The sequence below is a fragment of the Krasilnikovia cinnamomea genome (assembly GCF_004217545.1).
GTDB classification, from domain to species: domain Bacteria; phylum Actinomycetota; class Actinomycetes; order Mycobacteriales; family Micromonosporaceae; genus Actinoplanes; species Actinoplanes cinnamomeus.
The window spans coordinates 4130911-4147537 of the sequence record NZ_SHKY01000001.1; the positions used below are offsets into that span (position 1 = coordinate 4130911).

Consider the following 16627-nt stretch of genomic DNA (forward strand, 5'->3'; position numbering starts at 1 on the left):
GAGAAACCCGGTGCCCACGATCCAGCAGCTGGTCCGCAAGGGCCGCCAGGCGAAGACGAGTAAGACCAAGACGCCGGCGCTGAAGGGAAGCCCTCAGCGGCGCGGCGTGTGCACGCGCGTGTACACCACCACCCCCAAGAAGCCCAACTCTGCGCTGCGCAAGGTTGCTCGTGTGAAGCTCAGCAGCCAGATCGAGGTCACGGCGTACATCCCGGGTGTCGGCCACAACCTGCAGGAGCACTCGATCGTGCTCGTGCGCGGCGGCCGTGTGAAGGACCTGCCCGGCGTCCGCTACAAGATCGTCCGCGGTTCGCTGGACACCCAGGGTGTCCGCAACCGCAAGCAGGCTCGCAGCCGCTACGGCGCGAAGAAGGAGAAGAGCTGACATGCCGCGTAAAGGCCCCGCGCCGCGCCACCCGGTCGTTCCGGACCCGGTGTACAACTCGCCGCTGGTAACGCAGCTCGTCAACAAGATCCTCATCGGCGGCAAGCGCCAGCTGGCCGAGCGCATCGTGTACGGGGCCCTGGAGGGCTGCCGGGAGAAGACCGGCACCGACCCGGTGGTTACCCTCAAGCGCGCGATGGACAACGTGAAGCCGACCCTCGAGGTCCGCAGCCGCCGCGTCGGTGGCGCGACCTACCAGGTCCCGGTCGAGGTTCGCGTCCCCCGGCAGACGACCCTGGGTCTGCGCTGGCTGGTCCAGTACTCCAAGGCCCGCCGCGAGAAGACCATGATCGAGCGCCTCCAGAACGAGCTGCTCGACGCCAGCAACGGGCTCGGTGCCGCCGTGAAGCGGCGCGAGGACACGCACAAGATGGCGGAGTCCAACAAGGCCTTCGCGCACTACCGCTGGTAACGAAGCGTTGCCGGCCCGGTTCCCGCCGGGCCGGCGCAGCAGTCGTACCGGTCCACGAGACGACGACGTAGAAAAGTAGGGATTGAAGTGGCCGCCGCAGACGCGCTCGCCAAGGTACGCAACATCGGCATCATGGCGCACATCGACGCTGGTAAGACCACGACGACCGAGCGGATCCTGTTCTACACCGGTATCACGTACAAGATCGGTGAAGTCCACGAGGGCGCGGCCGTCATGGACTGGATGGAGCAGGAACAGGAACGCGGCATCACCATCACCTCCGCCGCCACGAAGTGCGAGTGGAAGGGACACACGATCCAGATCATCGACACGCCCGGCCACGTCGACTTCACGGTCGAGGTCGAGCGGTCGCTGCGTGTCCTGGACGGTGCGGTGGCGGTGTACGACGGTGTGGCCGGCGTGGAGCCGCAGACCGAGAACGTGTGGCGGCAGGCGGACAAGTACCACGTCCCGCGCATGTGCTTCGTCAACAAGCTCGACCGGACCGGCGCGGACTTCTTCCGCTGCGTCCAGATGATGATCGACCGGCTGAACGCCACCCCGCTCGTCCTGCAGATCCCGATCGGCCTCGAGGGCGACCACATCGGCGTCGTGGACCTGGTCGGCATGCGCGCCCTCACCTGGCGCGGTGAGACCCAGAAGGGCGAAGACTACGCGGTCGAGGAGATCCCGGCCGACCTGGTCGACTCCGCGAACGAGTGGCGCGAGAAGCTGATCGAGACGCTCGCCGACGTGGACGACGCCGTCATGGAGAAGTACCTCGAGGGCGAAGAGGTCTCCCAGGACGAGATCGTCGCGGCGATCCGGCGTGCCACGATCGCCAGCAAGGCGAACCCGGTGCTGTGTGGCTCGGCGTTCAAGAACAAGGGCGTGCAGCCCATGCTCGACGCCGTGGTCGCCTACCTGCCGTCGCCGCTGGACGTCCCGGCCATCGAGGGCACCGCGACGGACGGCGAGACGCCGCTGCTGCGCAAGCCGTCCAACGAGGAGCCGTTCTCGGCGCTGGCGTTCAAGATCCAGACCGACAAGCACCTCGGCAAGCTGACGTACGTCCGGGTCTACTCCGGCACGCTCGAATCCGGATCCCAGGTGGTCAACTCCACCAAGGACCGCAAGGAGCGGATCGGCAAGATCTACCAGATGCACGCGAACAAGCGTGAGGAGCGTCCCACGGCGCAGGCCGGCGACATCATCGCCGTCCAGGGTCTGAAGCAGACCACCACCGGTGACACCCTCAGCGACCCGGCGAACCCGGTCATCCTCGAGTCGATGACCTTCCCGGAGCCGGTCATCCAGGTCGCGATCGAGCCGAAGACCAAGTCGGACCAGGAGAAGCTGGGCACCGCGATCCAGCGCCTGGCCGAGGAGGACCCGACCTTCCGCGTCTGGAACGACGAGGAGACCGGGCAGACGGTCATCGCCGGCATGGGCGAGCTGCACCTCGACATCCTCGTCGACCGCATGCGGCGCGAGTTCAACGTCGAGGCGAACATCGGCAAGCCGCAGGTGGCGTACCGCGAGACGATCCGCGGCACCGTGGAGAAGCTCGACTACGTCCACAAGAAGCAGACCGGTGGCTCGGGTCAGTACGCGAAGGTCATCGTCAAGCTGGAGCCGCTGCCGATGTCGGCGGACGGCCCGACGTACGAGTTCGTCAACGCGGTCTCCGGTGGTCGCATCCCCAAGGAGTTCATCCCCTCGGTGGACGCGGGCGCCCAGGACGCCATGCAGTACGGCGTGCTCGCCGGCTTCCCGCTGGTCGGCGTCAAGCTGACCCTGCTGGACGGCCAGTACCACGAGGTCGACTCGTCCGAGATGGCGTTCAAGATCGCCGGCTCGATGGTGATGAAGGAGGCGGCCCGCAAGGCCGACCCCGCGCTGCTCGAGCCGATGATGTCCGTCGAGGTCACTACGCCCGAGGACAACATGGGCGACGTGATCGGCGACCTCAACTCCCGTCGCGGGATCATCCAGTCGATGGAGGAGCGCTCCGGCGCCCGCCTCGTCAAGGCTCTGGTGCCGCTCTCGGAAATGTTCGGCTACGTCGGCGACCTCCGGTCGAAGACCCAGGGCCGGGCGAGCTACAGCATGCAGTTCGACTCCTACGCCGAGGTCCCGGCCAACGTGGCGAAGGAGATCATCGCGAAGGCCACCGGCGCCTGATCGGTGAGGCGCGTGCGGTCCGTCGCGGACCGCACGCGCACGAGCAGTCGACAGAGTCCTAAGCGCCATCTCGGCGCGCCGGGCGAGAAGAAAACCCAGTCCACAGGAGGACACCAGTGGCGAAGGCGAAGTTCGAGCGGACTAAGCCGCACGTCAACATCGGCACCATTGGTCACATCGACCACGGTAAGACGACGCTGACTGCGGCCATCACGAAGGTCCTGCACGACCAGTACCCGGACCTGAACCCGTACACCCCGTTCGACGAGATCGACAAGGCGCCTGAAGAGAAGGCCCGTGGTATCACGATCTCGATCGCGCACGTCGAGTACCAGACCGCGGCGCGGCACTACGCGCACGTGGACTGCCCCGGCCACGCCGACTACATCAAGAACATGATCACCGGTGCCGCGCAGATGGACGGCGCGATCCTGGTGGTCGCGGCGACCGACGGCCCGATGCCGCAGACCAAGGAGCACGTGCTCCTGGCCCGCCAGGTCGGCGTTCCGTACATCGTCGTGGCGCTGAACAAGAGCGACATGGTCGAGGACGAGGAGCTCCTGGAGCTCGTCGAGCTCGAGGTTCGCGAGCTGCTCAGCACGTACGAGTTCCCGGGCGACGACGTGCCGGTCGTGCGCGTCTCGGCGCTCAAGGCGCTCGAGGGCGACCCGACCTGGTCGGAGAAGCTCATGGAGCTGATGAACGCGGTCGACACCGCGATTCCGCAGCCCGAGCGGGAGACCGAGAAGCCGTTCCTCATGCCGATCGAGGACGTCTTCACGATCACCGGTCGCGGTACGGTCGTCACCGGCCGGGCCGAGCGCGGCATCCTCAAGCCGAACGAGGAGGTCGAGATCGTCGGCATCCGCGAGAAGTCGACGAAGACCGTCTGCACCGGCATCGAGATGTTCCGCAAGCTGCTCGACGAGGCCCGCGCGGGTGAGAACGTCGGTCTGCTCCTGCGCGGTATCAAGCGTGAGGACGTCGAGCGCGGCATGGTGGTCGTCAAGCCGGGCACCACGACCCCGCACACGGAGTTCGAGGGCCAGGTCTACATCCTCTCGAAGGAGGAGGGCGGCCGGCACACCCCGTTCTTCCAGAACTACCGTCCGCAGTTCTACTTCCGTACCACGGACGTCACCGGCGTCGTCACGCTGCCCGAGGGCACCGAGATGGTCATGCCGGGCGACTCCACCACCATGAGCGTCAAGCTGATCCAGCCGATCGCCATGGAGCAGGGCCTGAAGTTCGCGATCCGCGAGGGTGGCCGCACCGTCGGCGCCGGAACGGTCACGAAGATCAACAAGTGAGTACGGTGACCCCGATTAGCGTTGCCGCAGTGAATACGGCATACTAGTCAGGTTGCGTCCGCGCAGGGTGGTTGGCAGTTCGAAACTCCGATAGGGGCCAAGTCTCCGAGAGGGGTTCGGCTGCCAACCGCCCTCGCCCGGTGTCCGGCGCGTGCTTCGGCCGCCGGCACCCTGATCCCCGCGATCACACCGATCGCTCCAGCGTGCTGGGGCGGAGCTCGGTTTCGGCGCGCGACACGCCCGACCGCGGGGGTCGGACATCGCAGGATCGACGGTCCTGCGGGCATGCGAGGGCCACCCGCTTTCGCACGTAGCGGCATCGAGAGAAGGAAACAGAAGCCACCATGGCGGGACAGAAGATCCGCATCCGGCTCAAGGCCTATGACCACGAGGTCGTCGACTCCTCGGCGCGAAAGATCGTCGAGACGGTGACGCGTACCGGGGCGCAGGTTGCAGGCCCGGTGCCGCTGCCCACGGAGATCAACCGTTTCTGCGTGATCCGTTCGCCGCACAAGTACAAGGACTCGCGCGAGCACTTCGAGATGCGCACGCACAAGCGTCTGATCGACATCATCGACCCGACTCCGAAGACGGTCGACTCGCTCATGCGCCTCGACCTTCCGGCTGGCGTCGACATCGAGATCAAGCTGTAGGGATCCGGACAATGGACAGGCAAGTGAAGGGCATCCTGGGCGCCAAGCTCGGCATGACTCAGGTGTGGGACAACGGCAAGGTCGTCCCGGTCACCGTGGTGCAGGCCGGCCCGTGCGTCGTGACCCAGGTCCGCACCCCCGAGACGGACGGTTACTCGGCCGTCCAGCTGGCGTTCGGCGCCATCGACCCGCGCAAGGTCAACAAGCCCGAGGGCGGCCACTACGCGAAGGCCGGTGTGTCGCCGCGGCGCCACCTCGTCGAGCTGCGCACCACGGACGCGACCGCGTACGAGCTCGGTCAGGAGGTCACCGTCGAGGCGTTCTCGCCCGGGACCCCGATCGACGTCACGGGCAAGACCAAGGGCAAGGGCTACGCCGGTGTCATGAAGCGGCACGGCTTCCACGGCCTCAAGGGCAGCCACGGTGTCGAGCGCAAGCACCGCTCACCCGGCTCGATCGGCGCGTGTGCCACCCCGGCCCGGGTCTTCAAGGGCACCCGGATGGCCGGCCGCATGGGCTCCAAGCGCTTCACGGTGCAGAACCTGACCGTGCAGGCGGTCGACACCGAGAACAACCTGATCCTGGTCAAGGGCGCCGTGCCCGGTCCCAAGGGCGCGCTGATCCTGGTCCGCACCGCGGCGAAGAAGGGTGGTGCCCAGTGAGTTCCGTCGACGTGCTGAACGCCGAGGGTGCCAAGTCCGGCTCCGTCGAGCTGCCCGACGACATCTTCGACGTGCAGGCGAACATCCCGCTGATGCACCAGGTCGTCGTGGCCCAGCTCGCCGCGGCCCGGCAGGGCACGCACAAGGCGAAGACCCGCGGCGAGGTCGCCGGTGGCGGCAAGAAGCCGTACAAGCAGAAGGGCACCGGCCGGGCCCGCCAAGGCTCGATCCGCGCGCCGCAGTTCGCCGGCGGTGGCGTCGTGCACGGTCCCGTGCCGCGCGACTACAGCCAGCGGACCCCGAAGAAGATGAAGGCCGCCGCGCTGCGGGGTGCCCTCTCCGACCGGGCCCGCGAGGGCCGCGTGCACGTGGTCGAGGCGTTCGTCACCGGTGAGAAGCCGTCGACCAAGGCCGCGATCGCCACGCTGCGCAAGGCCACCGAGGCCCGCAAGGTTCTGGTCGTGCTGAGCGCTCACGACGAGCTGAACTGGCTGTCGCTGCGCAACGAGGCGTCCGTCCACCTGATCGAGGCAGGCCAGCTGAACACGTACGACGTGCTGGTCGCCGACGACGTCGTCTTCACCAAGGACGCGCTGGACGAGTTCCTGGGCGTGCCGGCCGAGGAGGGGAACAAGTGAGCACGATCGCCGACCCGCGCGACGTCATCTTCGCGCCCGTGGTCTCCGAGAAGAGCTACAGCGTTCTCGACCAGAACTGGTACACGTTCCTCGTCCACCCGGACGCGAACAAGACCCAGATCAAGATCGCGATCCAGCAGATCTTCGGTGTCCGCGTCCTGACGGTGAACACCATCAACCGCGAGGGCAAGCGCAAGCGCACCAAGACCGGCTTCGGTCAGCGCAAGGCGACCAAGCGCGCGATGGTCAAGCTGGCTGACGGTGACCGTATCGAGGCCTTCGGCGGCCCGGTCAGCTAAGGGGTTTGACTCATGCCTATTCGTAAGTACAAGCCGACCACGCCGGGCCGCCGCGGCTCGAGCGTCGCCGACTTCGCCGAGATCACCCGGTCGACGCCGGAGAAGTCCCTGCTGGTTCCGCTGCCCAAGAAGGGCGGGCGCAACGTCCACGGCCGGATCACCACCCGGCACCAGGGCGGCGGCCACAAGCGGCAGTACCGGCTGATCGACTTCAAGCGCAACGACAAGGACGGCGTGCCGGCCAAGGTCGCGCACATCGAGTACGACCCGAACCGCACGGCCCGCATCGCGCTGCTGCACTACGCCGACGGCGAGAAGCGCTACATCGTCGCGCCGAAGGACCTGAAGCAGGGTGACCGGGTCGAGTCGGGGCCGGGCGCGGACATCAAGCCGGGCAACAACCTGCCCCTGCGCAACATCCCGGTCGGTACGACGGTCCACGGCGTGGAGCTTCGTCCCGGCGGTGGCGCCAAGCTGGCCCGCTCGGCCGGTTGCGGCATCCAGCTGCTCGGCCGTGAGGGCGCGTACGCCACGCTGCGTATGCCCTCCGGTGAGATCCGTCGCGTCGACGTGCGCTGCCGCGCCACCGTCGGCGAGATCGGCAACGCCGACCAGTCGAACATCAACTGGGGTAAGGCCGGCCGGATGCGCTGGAAGGGCAAGCGCCCGACCGTCCGTGGTGTCGCCATGAACCCGATCGACCACCCGCACGGTGGTGGTGAGGGCAAGACCTCCGGTGGTCGCCACCCGGTCAACCCGGCTGGTAAGCCGGAGGGCCGTACCCGCCGCAAGGGCCAGGAGAGCGACCGCATGATCGTTCGCCGCCGCTACGCCACCCGCAAGCGCGGGTAACGGGAGTAGAAGAAGATGCCTCGCAGCCTGAAGAAGGGCCCGTTCATCGACGACCACCTGCTCAAGAAGGTGGAAGTCCAGAACGAGAAGAACTCGAAGAACGTCATCAAGACCTGGTCGCGGCGCTCGACGATCATCCCCGACATGCTCGGGCACACGATCGCCGTGCACGACGGGCGCAAGCACGTCCCGGTGTTCATCACCGAGGCCATGGTCGGCCACAAGCTCGGCGAGTTCGCGTTGACCCGTACGTTCAAGGGTCACGAGAAGGACGACCGCAAGAGCCGTCGGCGCTGAGCAGACCCACGGATTAGAGGATCAAGGAGCTACAGCGATGCCAGTTAAGGGCGACGCACCGGCGCTTCCGGGCGCGCGGGCGGTTGCGCGTCACGTGCGCATCTCGCCGAACAAGGCGCGCCGGGTGATCAACCTCGTCCGCGGTCTGCCCGCGAAGGAGGCGCTCACGGTGCTGCAGTTCGCGCCGCAGGCCGCCAGCGAGCAGGTTTACAAGGTGCTCGCCAGCGCGATCGCGAACGCGGAGAACAACGAGCGGCTCGACCCCGACGCGCTCCTCGTCAGCGAGGCGTTCGTCGACGAGGGTCCGACGTTGAAGCGGTTCCGGCCGCGCGCGCAGGGCCGGGCGTACCGGATCCGCAAGCGCACCTGCCACATCACCGTGGCGGTCGAGGCGGTCCAGGTGACCCGCCCGGCGAAGAAGGCCCCGGCGAAGAAGGCCGCCAAGGCCGCTGAGCCGCAGGCCGCCGAGTCCCAGAGCACGGAGGGTGCCGAGTAATGGGTCAGAAGGTTCACCCCACCGGGTTCCGCCTCGGCATTTCCACAGACTGGAAGTCCCGCTGGTTCGCGGACAAGCTCTACAAGGACTACATCGGCGAGGACGTCAAGATTCGCCGGATGATGTCCAAGGGCCTGGAGCGCGCCGGCATCTCCAAGGTGGACATCGAGCGGACCCGCGACCGGGTCCGCGTCGACATCCACACCGCCCGGCCGGGCATCGTCATCGGCCGTAAGGGCGCGGAGGCCGACCGGATCCGTGGCGAGCTCGAGAAGCTCACCGGCAAGCAGGTGCAGCTCAACATCCTCGAGGTGAAGAGCCCCGAGTCGGATGCGCAGCTCGTGGCGCAGGGCGTCGCCGAGCAGCTGTCCAGCCGGGTCAGCTTCCGCCGGGCGATGCGCAAGGCCATGCAGTCGGCGATGAAGAACCCGATCTGCAAGGGCATCCGGGTGCAGGTCTCCGGCCGTCTCGGCGGCGCGGAGATGAGCCGTACGGAGTTCTACCGCGAGGGTCGCGTCCCGCTGCACACCCTGCGCGCCAACATCGAGTACGGCTTCTTCGAGGCCCGTACCACGTTCGGCCGCATCGGCGTGAAGGTGTGGATCTACAAGGGCGACGCCGTGCCGGGCCGTGAGGCGCCGGCCGAGGCGCCCGCGCGTCCGCGCCGTGAGCGTGGCGACCGTCCCGACCGCCCGCGCCGCGGCCGTTCCGGCTCGTCCGGCACGACCGCCGGTGGCACCGAGGCCGGGCGTGCCGCTCAGGCCGCCGCCACCGAGTCGACCGACACCGCCGCGGCCGCCGCGGCTCCGGCCGAGACGCAGCAGGAGGGCTGACACATGCTGATGCCGCGTAAGCCCCCGAAGGGCTTCCGCAAGCCGCACCACCCGGACCGCTCCGGCGCGTCCAAGGGCGGCAACCGGGTGGTCTTCGGCGAGTTCGGAATCCAGGCACTGGAGCCGGCGTACGTGACCAACCGACAGATCGAGTCGGCGCGTATCGCGATGACCCGTCACATCAAGCGTGGCGGCAAGGTCTGGATCTCGATCTTCCCGGACCAGGCCCTGACCAAGAAGCCCGCCGAGACCCGGATGGGTTCCGGTAAGGGTTCGCCCGAGTGGTGGGTGGCGAACGTCAAGCCGGGACGGATCCTCTTCGAGATGTCCTTCCCGAACGAGACGATCGCGCGCGAGGCGATGCGCCGCGCGATCCACAAGCTCCCGATGAAGTGCCGCATCGTGACACGCGAAGTGGGTGAAAGCTGATGGCAGCGGGCGTTAAGGCCGGCGAGCTGCGCGAACTCTCCGAGGAGGAGCTGGTCGCTCGGCTGCGGGAGGCCAAGGCGGAGCTGTTCAACCTCCGCGTGCAGGGCGCCACGGGCCAGCTCGACAACCACCGTCGGCTGCAGGTCGTCCGTCGGGACATCGCACGGATCTACACGATCATGCGTGAGCGCGAGCTGGGTCTCTCGGTCGCGCCGGATGAGGTGACAACAGCGTGAGTGAGAACAGCACCGCCGAGGCGCGGTCCCAGCGCAAGGTGCGCGAGGGCCTCGTGGTCAGCGACAAGATGGACAAGACGGTCGTCGTCGAGGTCGAGGACCGCGTCAAGCACGCCCTCTACGGCAAGGTTCTCCGCCGCACCAGCAAGCTGAAGGCGCACGACGAGCAGAACTCGTGCGGAATCGGCGACCGGGTGCTGCTGATGGAGACCCGTCCGCTGTCCGCCACCAAGCGGTGGCGGGTCGTGGAGATCCTCGAAAAGGCCAAGTGAGTGCGCCGGGCCGGCTTCGTCCGGCCCGGCCGCCCATCGTTCCGCCAAGCTTCGGTACGTCGCCGGAGAACTGGCAGACATAGGAGACAGACGTGATCCAGCAGGAGTCGCGACTGCGCGTCGCCGACAACACGGGTGCCCGGGAGATTCTGTGCATCCGCGTGCTCGGTGGCTCCGGTCGTCGCTACGCGAGCATCGGCGACGTCATCGTGGCCACGGTCAAGGACGCCATCCCCGGCGCCGGTGTGAAGAAGGGTGACGTCGTCAAGGCGGTCATCGTCCGCACCGCCAAGGAGAAGCGTCGCCCCGACGGCTCGTACATCCGGTTCGACGAGAACGCCGCCGTGATCATCAAGGACGGTGGCGACCCCCGCGGTACCCGCATCTTCGGCCCGGTCGGGCGCGAGCTGCGCGACAAGCGGTTCATGAAGATCATCAGCCTGGCGCCGGAGGTGCTCTGACCGTGAAGATCAAGAAGGGCGACACGGTCGTCGTCATCGCCGGCAAGGACAAGGGTGCCAAGGGCAAGGTCATCGCGGCCTACCCGCGGCAGGACAAGGTCCTCGTCGAGGGCGTCAACCGCATGAAGAAGCACGAACGCATCCGCACCACTCAGCGCGGCTCCAAGACCGGTGGCATCGTCACCCAGGAGGCCCCGATCCACATCTCCAACGTGCAGATCGTGGACGACCAGGGCAAGCCGACCCGTGTCGGCTACCGGTTCGACGAGAACGGGCAGAAGATCCGTATCGCGCGTAGCACCGGTAAGGACCTGTGATGACTGCCGCAACTGAAGCCAAGACCCTGCCCCGGCTCAAGGTGAAGTACCGCGAAGAGGTCGTCGCGGGGCTCAAGGAGCAGTACAAGTACGGCAACCCGATGCAGGTTCCCGGCCTGGTGAAGGTCGTCGTGAACATGGGTGTGGGTGAGGCCGCCCGCGACGCCAAGCTGATCGACGGCGCCGTGCGTGACCTGACCACCATCACCGGCCAGAAGCCGCTGGTGCGCCGGGCCACCAAGTCGATCGCGCAGTTCAAGCTCCGCGAGGGCATGCCGATCGGCGCGAAGGTCACGCTGCGCGGGGACCGGATGTGGGAGTTCCTCGACCGGCTGCTATCGATCGCGCTGCCCCGTATCCGTGACTTCCGCGGCCTGGACGGGCGCAAGCTCGACGGGCACGGAAACTACACCTTCGGTCTGACCGAGCAGTCGGTGTTCCACGAGATCGACCAGGACAAGATCGACCGGACCCGTGGCATGGACATCACGATCGTCACGACCGCCACGACCGACGACGAGGGCCGGGCGCTGCTCAAGCTCCTGGGCTTCCCGTTCAAGGAGAACTGAGCATGGCGAAGAAGGCGCTGATCCTCAAGGCTGCCGCGAAGCCGAAGTTCGCTGTGCGCGCGTACACCCGTTGCCAGCGTTGCGGGCGCCCGCATTCGGTCTACCGCAAGTTCGGCCTCTGCCGGGTGTGCATCCGGGAGATGGCCCACCGCGGTGAGCTTCCGGGCGTGTCGAAGGCTTCCTGGTAACCCCGTCCAACCGCCCACCCTCCGCCCGAAGGCGGACCAGAGGCGAGTTTTTGGCAACACCGCTTCGCCGTAGGCCCGCTACCGGGAACCCCGGCGAGAAAGGTTGACGAACACCCATGACGATGACTGACCCGATCGCAGACATGCTCACGCGTCTGCGCAACGCCAACCAGGCGTACCACGACAAGGTGGAGATGCCCTTCTCGAAGATCAAGGCGAACATCGCCGAGGTCCTCAAGGCAGAGGGATACATCGCCTCCTGGTCGGCCGAGGAGCCCGCGGAGGGCGCCGTCGGCAGGCGGCTGGTGGTTGAGCTCAAGTACGGCCAGAACCGCGAGCGCAGCCTTGCCGGCATCAAGCGCGTGTCCAAGCCCGGTCTGCGGGTGTACGCCAAGTCCGACGAGCTCCCGCGCGTGCTCGGCGGCCTGGGCGTCGCGATCATTTCGACGTCCCAGGGACTGCTGACCGACCGGCAGGCCCGCAAGCGGAGCGTTGGCGGGGAAGTCCTCGCCTTCGTCTGGTAACGGAGACTCTGACATGTCGCGAATCGGACGTAAGTCGATCCCGGTCCCGGCCGGCGTCGACGTCACCATCACGGGCCAGACCGTCAAGGTCAAGGGCCCCAAGGGCGAGCTGTCGCACGTCGTCTCCGAGCCGATCACGGTCGCGCAGGAGGGTGGCGAGCTGCACGTCAACCGCCCCAATGACGAGCGCCGCGCCAAGGAGCTGCACGGCCTGTCGCGCACGCTGGTGGCCAACATGATCGTCGGCGTCACCGAGGGCTACAAGAAGACGCTGGAGATCAACGGCACCGGTTACCGGGTGACCGCCAAGGGCAAGGACCTCGAGTTCGCCCTCGGCTTCTCGCACCCGGTGAATGTGACGCCCCCGGAGGGCATCACCTTCTCGGTGGAGCGGCCCACCCAGTTCACGGTGGCCGGCATCGACAAGCAGCTCGTCGGCGAGGTCGCCGCGAACATCCGGAAGATCCGCCCGCCGGAGCCGTACAAGGGCAAGGGCGTCAAGTACCAGGGCGAGGTCATCCGCCGCAAGGCTGGAAAGGCAGGTAAGAAGTGACCGCCACGCTGCTCAAGCGCCGCAATGGCGGCGGTGTCGCCGCCAAGCGCTCCGTGGGCCGGGCGCGTCGGCACTTCCGGGTCCGCAAGAACCTGCGCGGCTCGGCCGAGCGTCCGCGCCTCGTCGTCACCCGGTCTCTGCGGCACATCACCGCGCAGGTCATCGACGACCTCAAGGGGCACACGCTCGCCTCGGCCTCCACGCTGGACGCCTCGCTGCGCGGTGCCGAGGGCGACAAGAGCGCCCTGGCCGGCAAGGTCGGCGCCCTCATCGCCGAGCGGGCCAAGGCCGCGGGCGTGTCCAAGGTCGTCTTCGACCGCGGTGGCAACCAGTACGGCGGGCGGCTTGCCGCGTTGGCCGACGCCGCCCGCGAAGCCGGACTCGAGTTCTAGGAAGGAAGACCAATGCCTGGTCAGCAGCGCCGTGGCGGCGGGTCCGGCGGTAACACCGAAGGTGGCGGCCGCCGGGACAACCGTCGCGAGGGCGGGCGCGGCAACGCGCCCGTCGAGAAGACTCCCCATCTCGAGCGGGTCGTCGCGATCAACCGCGTCGCCAAGGTCGTCAAGGGTGGTCGTCGCTTCAGCTTCACCGCTCTGGTGATCGTCGGCGACGGCGACGGCACCGTCGGTATCGGATACGGCAAGGCCAAGGAGGTGCCCGCGGCGATCGCCAAGGGTGTCGAGGAGGCCAAGAAGCACTTCTTCAAGGTGCCGCGGATCGGTGCGACGATCCCGCACCCGATCACCGGCGAGGCCGCCGCGGGTGTCGTGCTGCTCAAGCCCGCGTCCGCCGGTACCGGTGTCATCGCCGGTGGCCCGGTTCGCGCGGTCCTGGAGTGCGCCGGTATCCACGACGTGCTCTCCAAGAGCCTCGGCTCGTCGAACCCGATCAACATCGTGCACGCGACGGTGGCCGCGCTGAAGGGCCTCGAGTCGCCGGAGAAGGTCGCGGCCCGCCGTGGCCTGCCGGTCGAGGACGTGGCGCCGGCGGCCATGCTGGCGGCGCGTGCGGAAGCGGCGGTGCACTGATGGCACGCCTGAAGGTCACCCAGGTCCGGTCCGACATCGGCCGTAAGCAGAACCAGCGGGACTCCCTGCGGTCGCTCGGCCTGAAGCGGATCAACGATGTGGTCGTCAAGGAGGACCGCCCCGAGATCCGGGGCATGATCTTCGCCGTGCGCCACCTCGTGAACGTTGAGGAGGTCGAGTAATGGCGATCAAGGTCCACCACCTCCGCCCGGCGCCCGGCGCCAAGACCGCGAAGACCCGGGTGGGTCGCGGTGAGGGCTCCAAGGGCAAGACGGCCGGTCGGGGCACCAAGGGTTCCAAGGCCCGCAAGAACATCTCGGCGGCGTTCGAGGGTGGTCAGATGCCCATCCACATGCGCCTGCCGAAGATGAAGGGCTTCAAGAACAAGAACAAGGTCGTGTTCCAGGTCGTGAACCTGGACCGGCTGGCCGAGCTGTTCCCGAACGGCGGCCAGGTCGGCCCGCTGGAGCTGGCCGACGCGGGCGCCGTCCGCCGGGGACAGCCGGTCAAGGTCCTGGGCTCGGGCGAGCTGGGTAGCGTGGCGCTGCAGATCTCGGCGCACGCGTTCAGCGAGTCCGCCAAGGAGAAGATCGCGGCCGCAGGTGGTTCCACCACCGAGCTGTGACGGCTTGCGGGGGTGCCCGCCCGGGGCGCTGAGAGGTGCTCGGGCCGGCATCCCCGTTGTGGCGTCGGCCCGGTGTTCCACCGGAGCCGGCGCCGCTGTCGCAGGGGTCGCCGTGGCGGCGTGGACGCCCCGTGAGGCGCATGCGGCCACCGTGCCTGACCTCAACCGCACCAGACTGTTAGAGTCCGTTCCCAGCTAGGAAAATCGGTCGTCCGGGCCGATCCCTATCGTCGATCCGCCGGTCCGGCGGCCACCCTGCGCAGGAGGAAGAAGTTGCTCTCCGCCTTTACCAGTGCGTTCCGGACGCCTGACCTGCGCAAGAAGCTGCTGTTCACAGTGGCGATCATCGCGGTGTACCGGCTCGGCGCGACCATGCCCAGCCCGGGTGTCTCGTACACCAACGTGCAGAACTGTCTGCGCGCGGTGAACGAGAACCAGGAGGGCACGGGCATCCTGAACCTCCTGAACCTGTTCTCCGGCGGCGCACTGCTGTCGCTGTCGGTCTTCGCGCTGGGGATCATGCCGTACATCACGGCGTCGATCATCCTGCAGCTGCTCACCGTGGTGATTCCGCGCCTGGAGCAGTTGCGCAAGGAGGGCCAGTCCGGCCAGGCGAAGATCACTCAGTACACCCGGTACCTGACGCTGGGCCTGGCGATCCTGCAGTCCGCGGCGTTCGTGGCGCTGGCCCGCTCCGGCCAGCTCTTCGCCGGGAACTGCCCGCAGGACAACCCCCAGTTCGCGATCATCCCGAAGGACACCGGGATCCCGGACTGGCTGACGCTGACCATGCTGGTCATCACGATGACCGCCGGTACCGGTGTGGTCATGTGGCTCGGCGAACTGATCACCGACCGCGGTGTCGGCAACGGCATGTCCGTGCTGATCTTCACCTCGATCGCGGCCCGCCTCCCCGGCGAGGGCTGGACGATCAAGGAGCAGAGCGGCTGGAACAAGTTCGCCCTGGTGATCGTGCTCGTCCTGCTCATCATTTGCGCTGTCGTCTTCATCGAGCAGGCGCAACGGCGCATCCCGGTGCAGTACGCCAAGCGCATGATCGGGCGCCGCATGTACGGCGGCACCTCGACCTACATCCCGCTGAAGGTCAACCAGGCGGGTGTCGTCCCGGTCATCTTCGCCTCGTCGCTGCTCTACCTGCCGCAGCTGTACCTGCAGTTCTTCGACCAGAACGCCCTCAAGGGCTACCAGATCTGGATCCAGAACAACCTGGCCGACCCGACGAGCTGGGTCTACATCGCCACGTACTTCTTGATGATCATCTTCTTCACGTACTTCTACGTCTCGATCACGTTCAACCCGACCGAGGTCGCAGACAACATGAAGAAGTATGGTGGGTTCGTCCCGGGCATCCGGCCCGGCAAGCCGACCGCCGACTACCTCGACTTCATCCTCAGCCGGATCACCCTGCCGGGTGCGCTGTACCTCGGCCTGATCTCGGTGCTGCCGAACTTCTTCTTCATCTGGCTCAATGCGCAGCAGTACCAGAACTTCCCGTTCGGTGGTACGGCGGTGCTGATCATGGTTGGTGTGGGCCTGGAGACGGTGAAGCAGATCGAGAGCCAGCTGATGCAGCGCAACTACGAAGGGTTCCTGCGGTAGTGGGGACGCGGAGCCGGGGGGCTTGCGCGTCGGCGATTGCTCGTTCTCACCGAAGCGAGGCGATGTAGGTGCGGCTGGTGCTGGTAGGCCCTCCGGGGGCCGGCAAGGGGACACAGGCAGAGTACATCGCCGCCCACCTCGCCGTACCGAAGATCTCGACGGGGGACATCTTCCGGGCCAATGTGTCGCAGGGAACGCCGCTGGGCATCGAGGCAAAGCGCTACATGGACGCGGGTCACCTCGTACCGGACGAGGTGACCATCAACATGGTCCGTGACCGGCTGGCCGAGCCCGACGCGGCGGACGGGTTTCTGCTCGACGGCTTTCCCCGTACGGTGCCGCAGGCGTCGGCGCTGGACAAGCTGCTGGCCGACCTCGGCACGGCGCTCGACCTGGTGATGGAGCTCGTGGTCGACGACGACGAGGTCATCCGGCGGCTGTCCGGGCGGCGCACCTGCCGGGGCTGCGGCAAGATCTGGCACATCGAGTTCGATCCCACCACCAAGGACGACGTCTGCGACCGGTGCGGCTCCGAGCTGTTCCAGCGCGACGACGACAAGGCCGAGACGATCGCGAACCGCCTCGTCGAGTACACCGAGAAGACCGCCCCCCTGGTCGACTTCTACGGCGCGCAGGGCAAGCTGGTCGGCATCGACGCCACGGGCCCGGTCGAGGACGTCACCGACCGCGCCATCGAGGCGCTGCGGTCGTACGGGAGCTGATC

The 16627-nt window shown here is 67.4% G+C and carries 27 protein-coding genes; all 27 read left to right on the forward strand.

The window, feature by feature from the left end:
* Positions 1 to 10 precede the first annotated feature (10 nt).
* The 27 genes from rpsL to EV385_RS18815 all read left to right on the forward strand — a co-directional run bounded on the left by rpsL (position 11) and on the right by EV385_RS18815 (position 16625).
* Positions 11 to 385 (forward strand): 30S ribosomal protein S12, encoded by a 375-nt coding sequence (rpsL, locus tag EV385_RS18685; RefSeq protein ID WP_014440718.1) that lies wholly within the window; start codon positions 11 to 13, stop codon positions 383 to 385.
* A gap of 1 nt (position 386) precedes the next feature.
* On the forward strand, positions 387 to 857 hold the full coding sequence (gene rpsG, locus EV385_RS18690) for a 30S ribosomal protein S7 (RefSeq protein WP_130510628.1): 471 nt from the start codon (positions 387 to 389) through the stop codon (positions 855 to 857).
* 87 nt (positions 858 to 944) lie between these two features.
* Positions 945 to 3041: an elongation factor G gene (fusA, locus tag EV385_RS18695; RefSeq protein ID WP_130510629.1), complete on the forward strand. Its 2097-nt coding sequence runs from the start codon at positions 945 to 947 to the stop codon at positions 3039 to 3041.
* A 116-nt stretch (positions 3042 to 3157) separates the two neighbouring features.
* Positions 3158 to 4351 (forward strand): elongation factor Tu, encoded by a 1194-nt coding sequence (tuf, locus tag EV385_RS18700; RefSeq protein ID WP_130510630.1) that lies wholly within the window; start codon positions 3158 to 3160, stop codon positions 4349 to 4351.
* Between the two features lie 344 nt (positions 4352 to 4695).
* A complete protein-coding gene (gene rpsJ / locus EV385_RS18705; protein WP_007073037.1) occupies positions 4696 to 5004 on the forward strand; it encodes a 30S ribosomal protein S10 in 309 nt (102 codons plus the stop codon).
* Between the two features lie 11 nt (positions 5005 to 5015).
* Entirely contained in the window at positions 5016 to 5666 is a 651-nt protein-coding gene (rplC, locus tag EV385_RS18710; RefSeq protein ID WP_130510631.1) for a 50S ribosomal protein L3, read from the forward strand.
* On the forward strand, positions 5663 to 6304 hold the full coding sequence (rplD, locus tag EV385_RS18715) for a 50S ribosomal protein L4 (RefSeq protein WP_130510632.1): 642 nt from the start codon (positions 5663 to 5665) through the stop codon (positions 6302 to 6304). Before rplC ends, rplD begins: the two co-directional genes overlap by 4 nt.
* Positions 6301 to 6603, forward strand: coding sequence for a 50S ribosomal protein L23 (gene rplW, locus EV385_RS18720; protein ID WP_130510633.1), 303 nt, complete (start codon positions 6301 to 6303; stop codon positions 6601 to 6603). The genes rplD and rplW overlap by 4 nt, the downstream gene beginning before the upstream one ends.
* Positions 6604 to 6615: 12 nt before the next feature.
* The gene (rplB, locus tag EV385_RS18725) at positions 6616 to 7455 is read left to right on the forward strand and encodes a 50S ribosomal protein L2 (protein WP_130510634.1); all 840 of its coding nucleotides are present in this window, start codon (positions 6616 to 6618) and stop codon (positions 7453 to 7455) included.
* Positions 7456 to 7470: 15 nt separating this feature from the next.
* Positions 7471 to 7752 (forward strand): 30S ribosomal protein S19, encoded by a 282-nt coding sequence (gene rpsS / locus EV385_RS18730; RefSeq protein WP_071803322.1) that lies wholly within the window; start codon positions 7471 to 7473, stop codon positions 7750 to 7752.
* 37 nt (positions 7753 to 7789) lie between these two features.
* Positions 7790 to 8248, forward strand: a complete 459-nt coding sequence (rplV, locus tag EV385_RS18735; RefSeq protein WP_130510635.1) for a 50S ribosomal protein L22 — start codon at positions 7790 to 7792, stop codon at positions 8246 to 8248.
* Positions 8248 to 9081 (forward strand): 30S ribosomal protein S3, encoded by an 834-nt coding sequence (gene rpsC, locus EV385_RS18740; protein WP_130510636.1) that lies wholly within the window; start codon positions 8248 to 8250, stop codon positions 9079 to 9081. Before rplV ends, rpsC begins: the two co-directional genes overlap by 1 nt.
* 3 nt (positions 9082 to 9084) lie before the next feature.
* Positions 9085 to 9510: a 50S ribosomal protein L16 gene (gene rplP / locus EV385_RS18745; RefSeq protein ID WP_127545789.1), complete on the forward strand. Its 426-nt coding sequence runs from the start codon at positions 9085 to 9087 to the stop codon at positions 9508 to 9510.
* On the forward strand, positions 9510 to 9746 hold the full coding sequence (gene rpmC / locus EV385_RS18750) for a 50S ribosomal protein L29 (protein ID WP_130510637.1): 237 nt from the start codon (positions 9510 to 9512) through the stop codon (positions 9744 to 9746). The genes rplP and rpmC overlap by 1 nt, the downstream gene beginning before the upstream one ends.
* On the forward strand, positions 9743 to 10018 hold the full coding sequence (rpsQ, locus tag EV385_RS18755; protein ID WP_130510638.1) for a 30S ribosomal protein S17: 276 nt from the start codon (positions 9743 to 9745) through the stop codon (positions 10016 to 10018). The genes rpmC and rpsQ overlap by 4 nt, the downstream gene beginning before the upstream one ends.
* A gap of 92 nt (positions 10019 to 10110) precedes the next feature.
* Positions 10111 to 10479, forward strand: coding sequence for a 50S ribosomal protein L14 (gene rplN, locus EV385_RS18760; protein WP_015619002.1), 369 nt, complete (start codon positions 10111 to 10113; stop codon positions 10477 to 10479).
* Entirely contained in the window at positions 10476 to 10796 is a 321-nt protein-coding gene (gene rplX / locus EV385_RS18765; protein ID WP_130510639.1) for a 50S ribosomal protein L24, read from the forward strand. The genes rplN and rplX overlap by 4 nt, the downstream gene beginning before the upstream one ends.
* Positions 10796 to 11365 carry a 50S ribosomal protein L5 gene (gene rplE, locus EV385_RS18770; RefSeq protein WP_130510640.1) on the forward strand — a complete coding sequence of 190 codons (570 nt, stop codon included), beginning with the start codon at positions 10796 to 10798 and terminating at the stop codon, positions 11363 to 11365. Before rplX ends, rplE begins: the two co-directional genes overlap by 1 nt.
* Positions 11366 to 11367: 2 nt before the next feature.
* On the forward strand, positions 11368 to 11553 hold the full coding sequence (locus EV385_RS18775) for a type Z 30S ribosomal protein S14 (protein WP_106130632.1): 186 nt from the start codon (positions 11368 to 11370) through the stop codon (positions 11551 to 11553).
* Between the two features lie 116 nt (positions 11554 to 11669).
* Positions 11670 to 12077 carry a 30S ribosomal protein S8 gene (rpsH, locus tag EV385_RS18780; protein WP_130510641.1) on the forward strand — a complete coding sequence of 136 codons (408 nt, stop codon included), beginning with the start codon at positions 11670 to 11672 and terminating at the stop codon, positions 12075 to 12077.
* A 13-nt stretch (positions 12078 to 12090) separates the two neighbouring features.
* Positions 12091 to 12630: a 50S ribosomal protein L6 gene (rplF, locus tag EV385_RS18785; RefSeq protein WP_130510642.1), complete on the forward strand. Its 540-nt coding sequence runs from the start codon at positions 12091 to 12093 to the stop codon at positions 12628 to 12630.
* Positions 12627 to 13022, forward strand: a complete 396-nt coding sequence (gene rplR / locus EV385_RS18790) for a 50S ribosomal protein L18 (RefSeq protein WP_130510643.1) — start codon at positions 12627 to 12629, stop codon at positions 13020 to 13022. Before rplF ends, rplR begins: the two co-directional genes overlap by 4 nt.
* Positions 13023 to 13034: 12 nt before the next feature.
* Positions 13035 to 13658: a 30S ribosomal protein S5 gene (gene rpsE, locus EV385_RS18795; protein WP_130510644.1), complete on the forward strand. Its 624-nt coding sequence runs from the start codon at positions 13035 to 13037 to the stop codon at positions 13656 to 13658.
* The gene (gene rpmD / locus EV385_RS18800; protein ID WP_130510645.1) at positions 13658 to 13840 is read left to right on the forward strand and encodes a 50S ribosomal protein L30; all 183 of its coding nucleotides are present in this window, start codon (positions 13658 to 13660) and stop codon (positions 13838 to 13840) included. The genes rpsE and rpmD overlap by 1 nt, the downstream gene beginning before the upstream one ends.
* A complete protein-coding gene (gene rplO, locus EV385_RS18805; RefSeq protein WP_130510646.1) occupies positions 13840 to 14283 on the forward strand; it encodes a 50S ribosomal protein L15 in 444 nt (147 codons plus the stop codon). The genes rpmD and rplO overlap by 1 nt, the downstream gene beginning before the upstream one ends.
* A gap of 273 nt (positions 14284 to 14556) precedes the next feature.
* Positions 14557 to 15903, forward strand: a complete 1347-nt coding sequence (gene secY, locus EV385_RS18810; RefSeq protein WP_130510647.1) for a preprotein translocase subunit SecY — start codon at positions 14557 to 14559, stop codon at positions 15901 to 15903.
* A gap of 68 nt (positions 15904 to 15971) precedes the next feature.
* Positions 15972 to 16625, forward strand: coding sequence for an adenylate kinase (locus tag EV385_RS18815; RefSeq protein WP_130510648.1), 654 nt, complete (start codon positions 15972 to 15974; stop codon positions 16623 to 16625).
* Positions 16626 to 16627: the final 2 nt, after the last annotated feature.

Excerpts from the sequence above, each read along its gene's own strand:
- rpsS (WP_071803322.1), top strand. The coding sequence starts at position 7,471 with ATGCCTCGCAGCCTGAAGAAGGGCCCGTTCATCGACGACCACCTGCTC.
- rpmD (WP_130510645.1), top strand. The coding sequence starts at position 13,658 with ATGGCACGCCTGAAGGTCACCCAGGTCCGGTCCGACATCGGCCGTAAG.
- rplP (WP_127545789.1), top strand. The coding sequence starts at position 9,085 with ATGCTGATGCCGCGTAAGCCCCCGAAGGGCTTCCGCAAGCCGCACCAC.
- rpsH (WP_130510641.1), top strand. The coding sequence starts at position 11,670 with ATGACGATGACTGACCCGATCGCAGACATGCTCACGCGTCTGCGCAAC.
- rplC (WP_130510631.1), top strand. The coding sequence starts at position 5,016 with ATGGACAGGCAAGTGAAGGGCATCCTGGGCGCCAAGCTCGGCATGACT.
- rpsE (WP_130510644.1), top strand. The coding sequence starts at position 13,035 with ATGCCTGGTCAGCAGCGCCGTGGCGGCGGGTCCGGCGGTAACACCGAA.
- rplB (WP_130510634.1), top strand. The coding sequence starts at position 6,616 with ATGCCTATTCGTAAGTACAAGCCGACCACGCCGGGCCGCCGCGGCTCG.
- rpsG (WP_130510628.1), top strand. The coding sequence starts at position 387 with ATGCCGCGTAAAGGCCCCGCGCCGCGCCACCCGGTCGTTCCGGACCCG.
- rplF (WP_130510642.1), top strand. The coding sequence starts at position 12,091 with ATGTCGCGAATCGGACGTAAGTCGATCCCGGTCCCGGCCGGCGTCGAC.
- rplO (WP_130510646.1), top strand. The coding sequence starts at position 13,840 with ATGGCGATCAAGGTCCACCACCTCCGCCCGGCGCCCGGCGCCAAGACC.
- EV385_RS18775 (WP_106130632.1), top strand. The coding sequence starts at position 11,368 with ATGGCGAAGAAGGCGCTGATCCTCAAGGCTGCCGCGAAGCCGAAGTTC.
- rpsC (WP_130510636.1), top strand. The coding sequence starts at position 8,248 with ATGGGTCAGAAGGTTCACCCCACCGGGTTCCGCCTCGGCATTTCCACA.
- rplV (WP_130510635.1), top strand. The coding sequence starts at position 7,790 with ATGCCAGTTAAGGGCGACGCACCGGCGCTTCCGGGCGCGCGGGCGGTT.
- rpsJ (WP_007073037.1), top strand. The coding sequence starts at position 4,696 with ATGGCGGGACAGAAGATCCGCATCCGGCTCAAGGCCTATGACCACGAG.
- rplE (WP_130510640.1), top strand. The coding sequence starts at position 10,796 with ATGACTGCCGCAACTGAAGCCAAGACCCTGCCCCGGCTCAAGGTGAAG.
- rpmC (WP_130510637.1), top strand. The coding sequence starts at position 9,510 with ATGGCAGCGGGCGTTAAGGCCGGCGAGCTGCGCGAACTCTCCGAGGAG.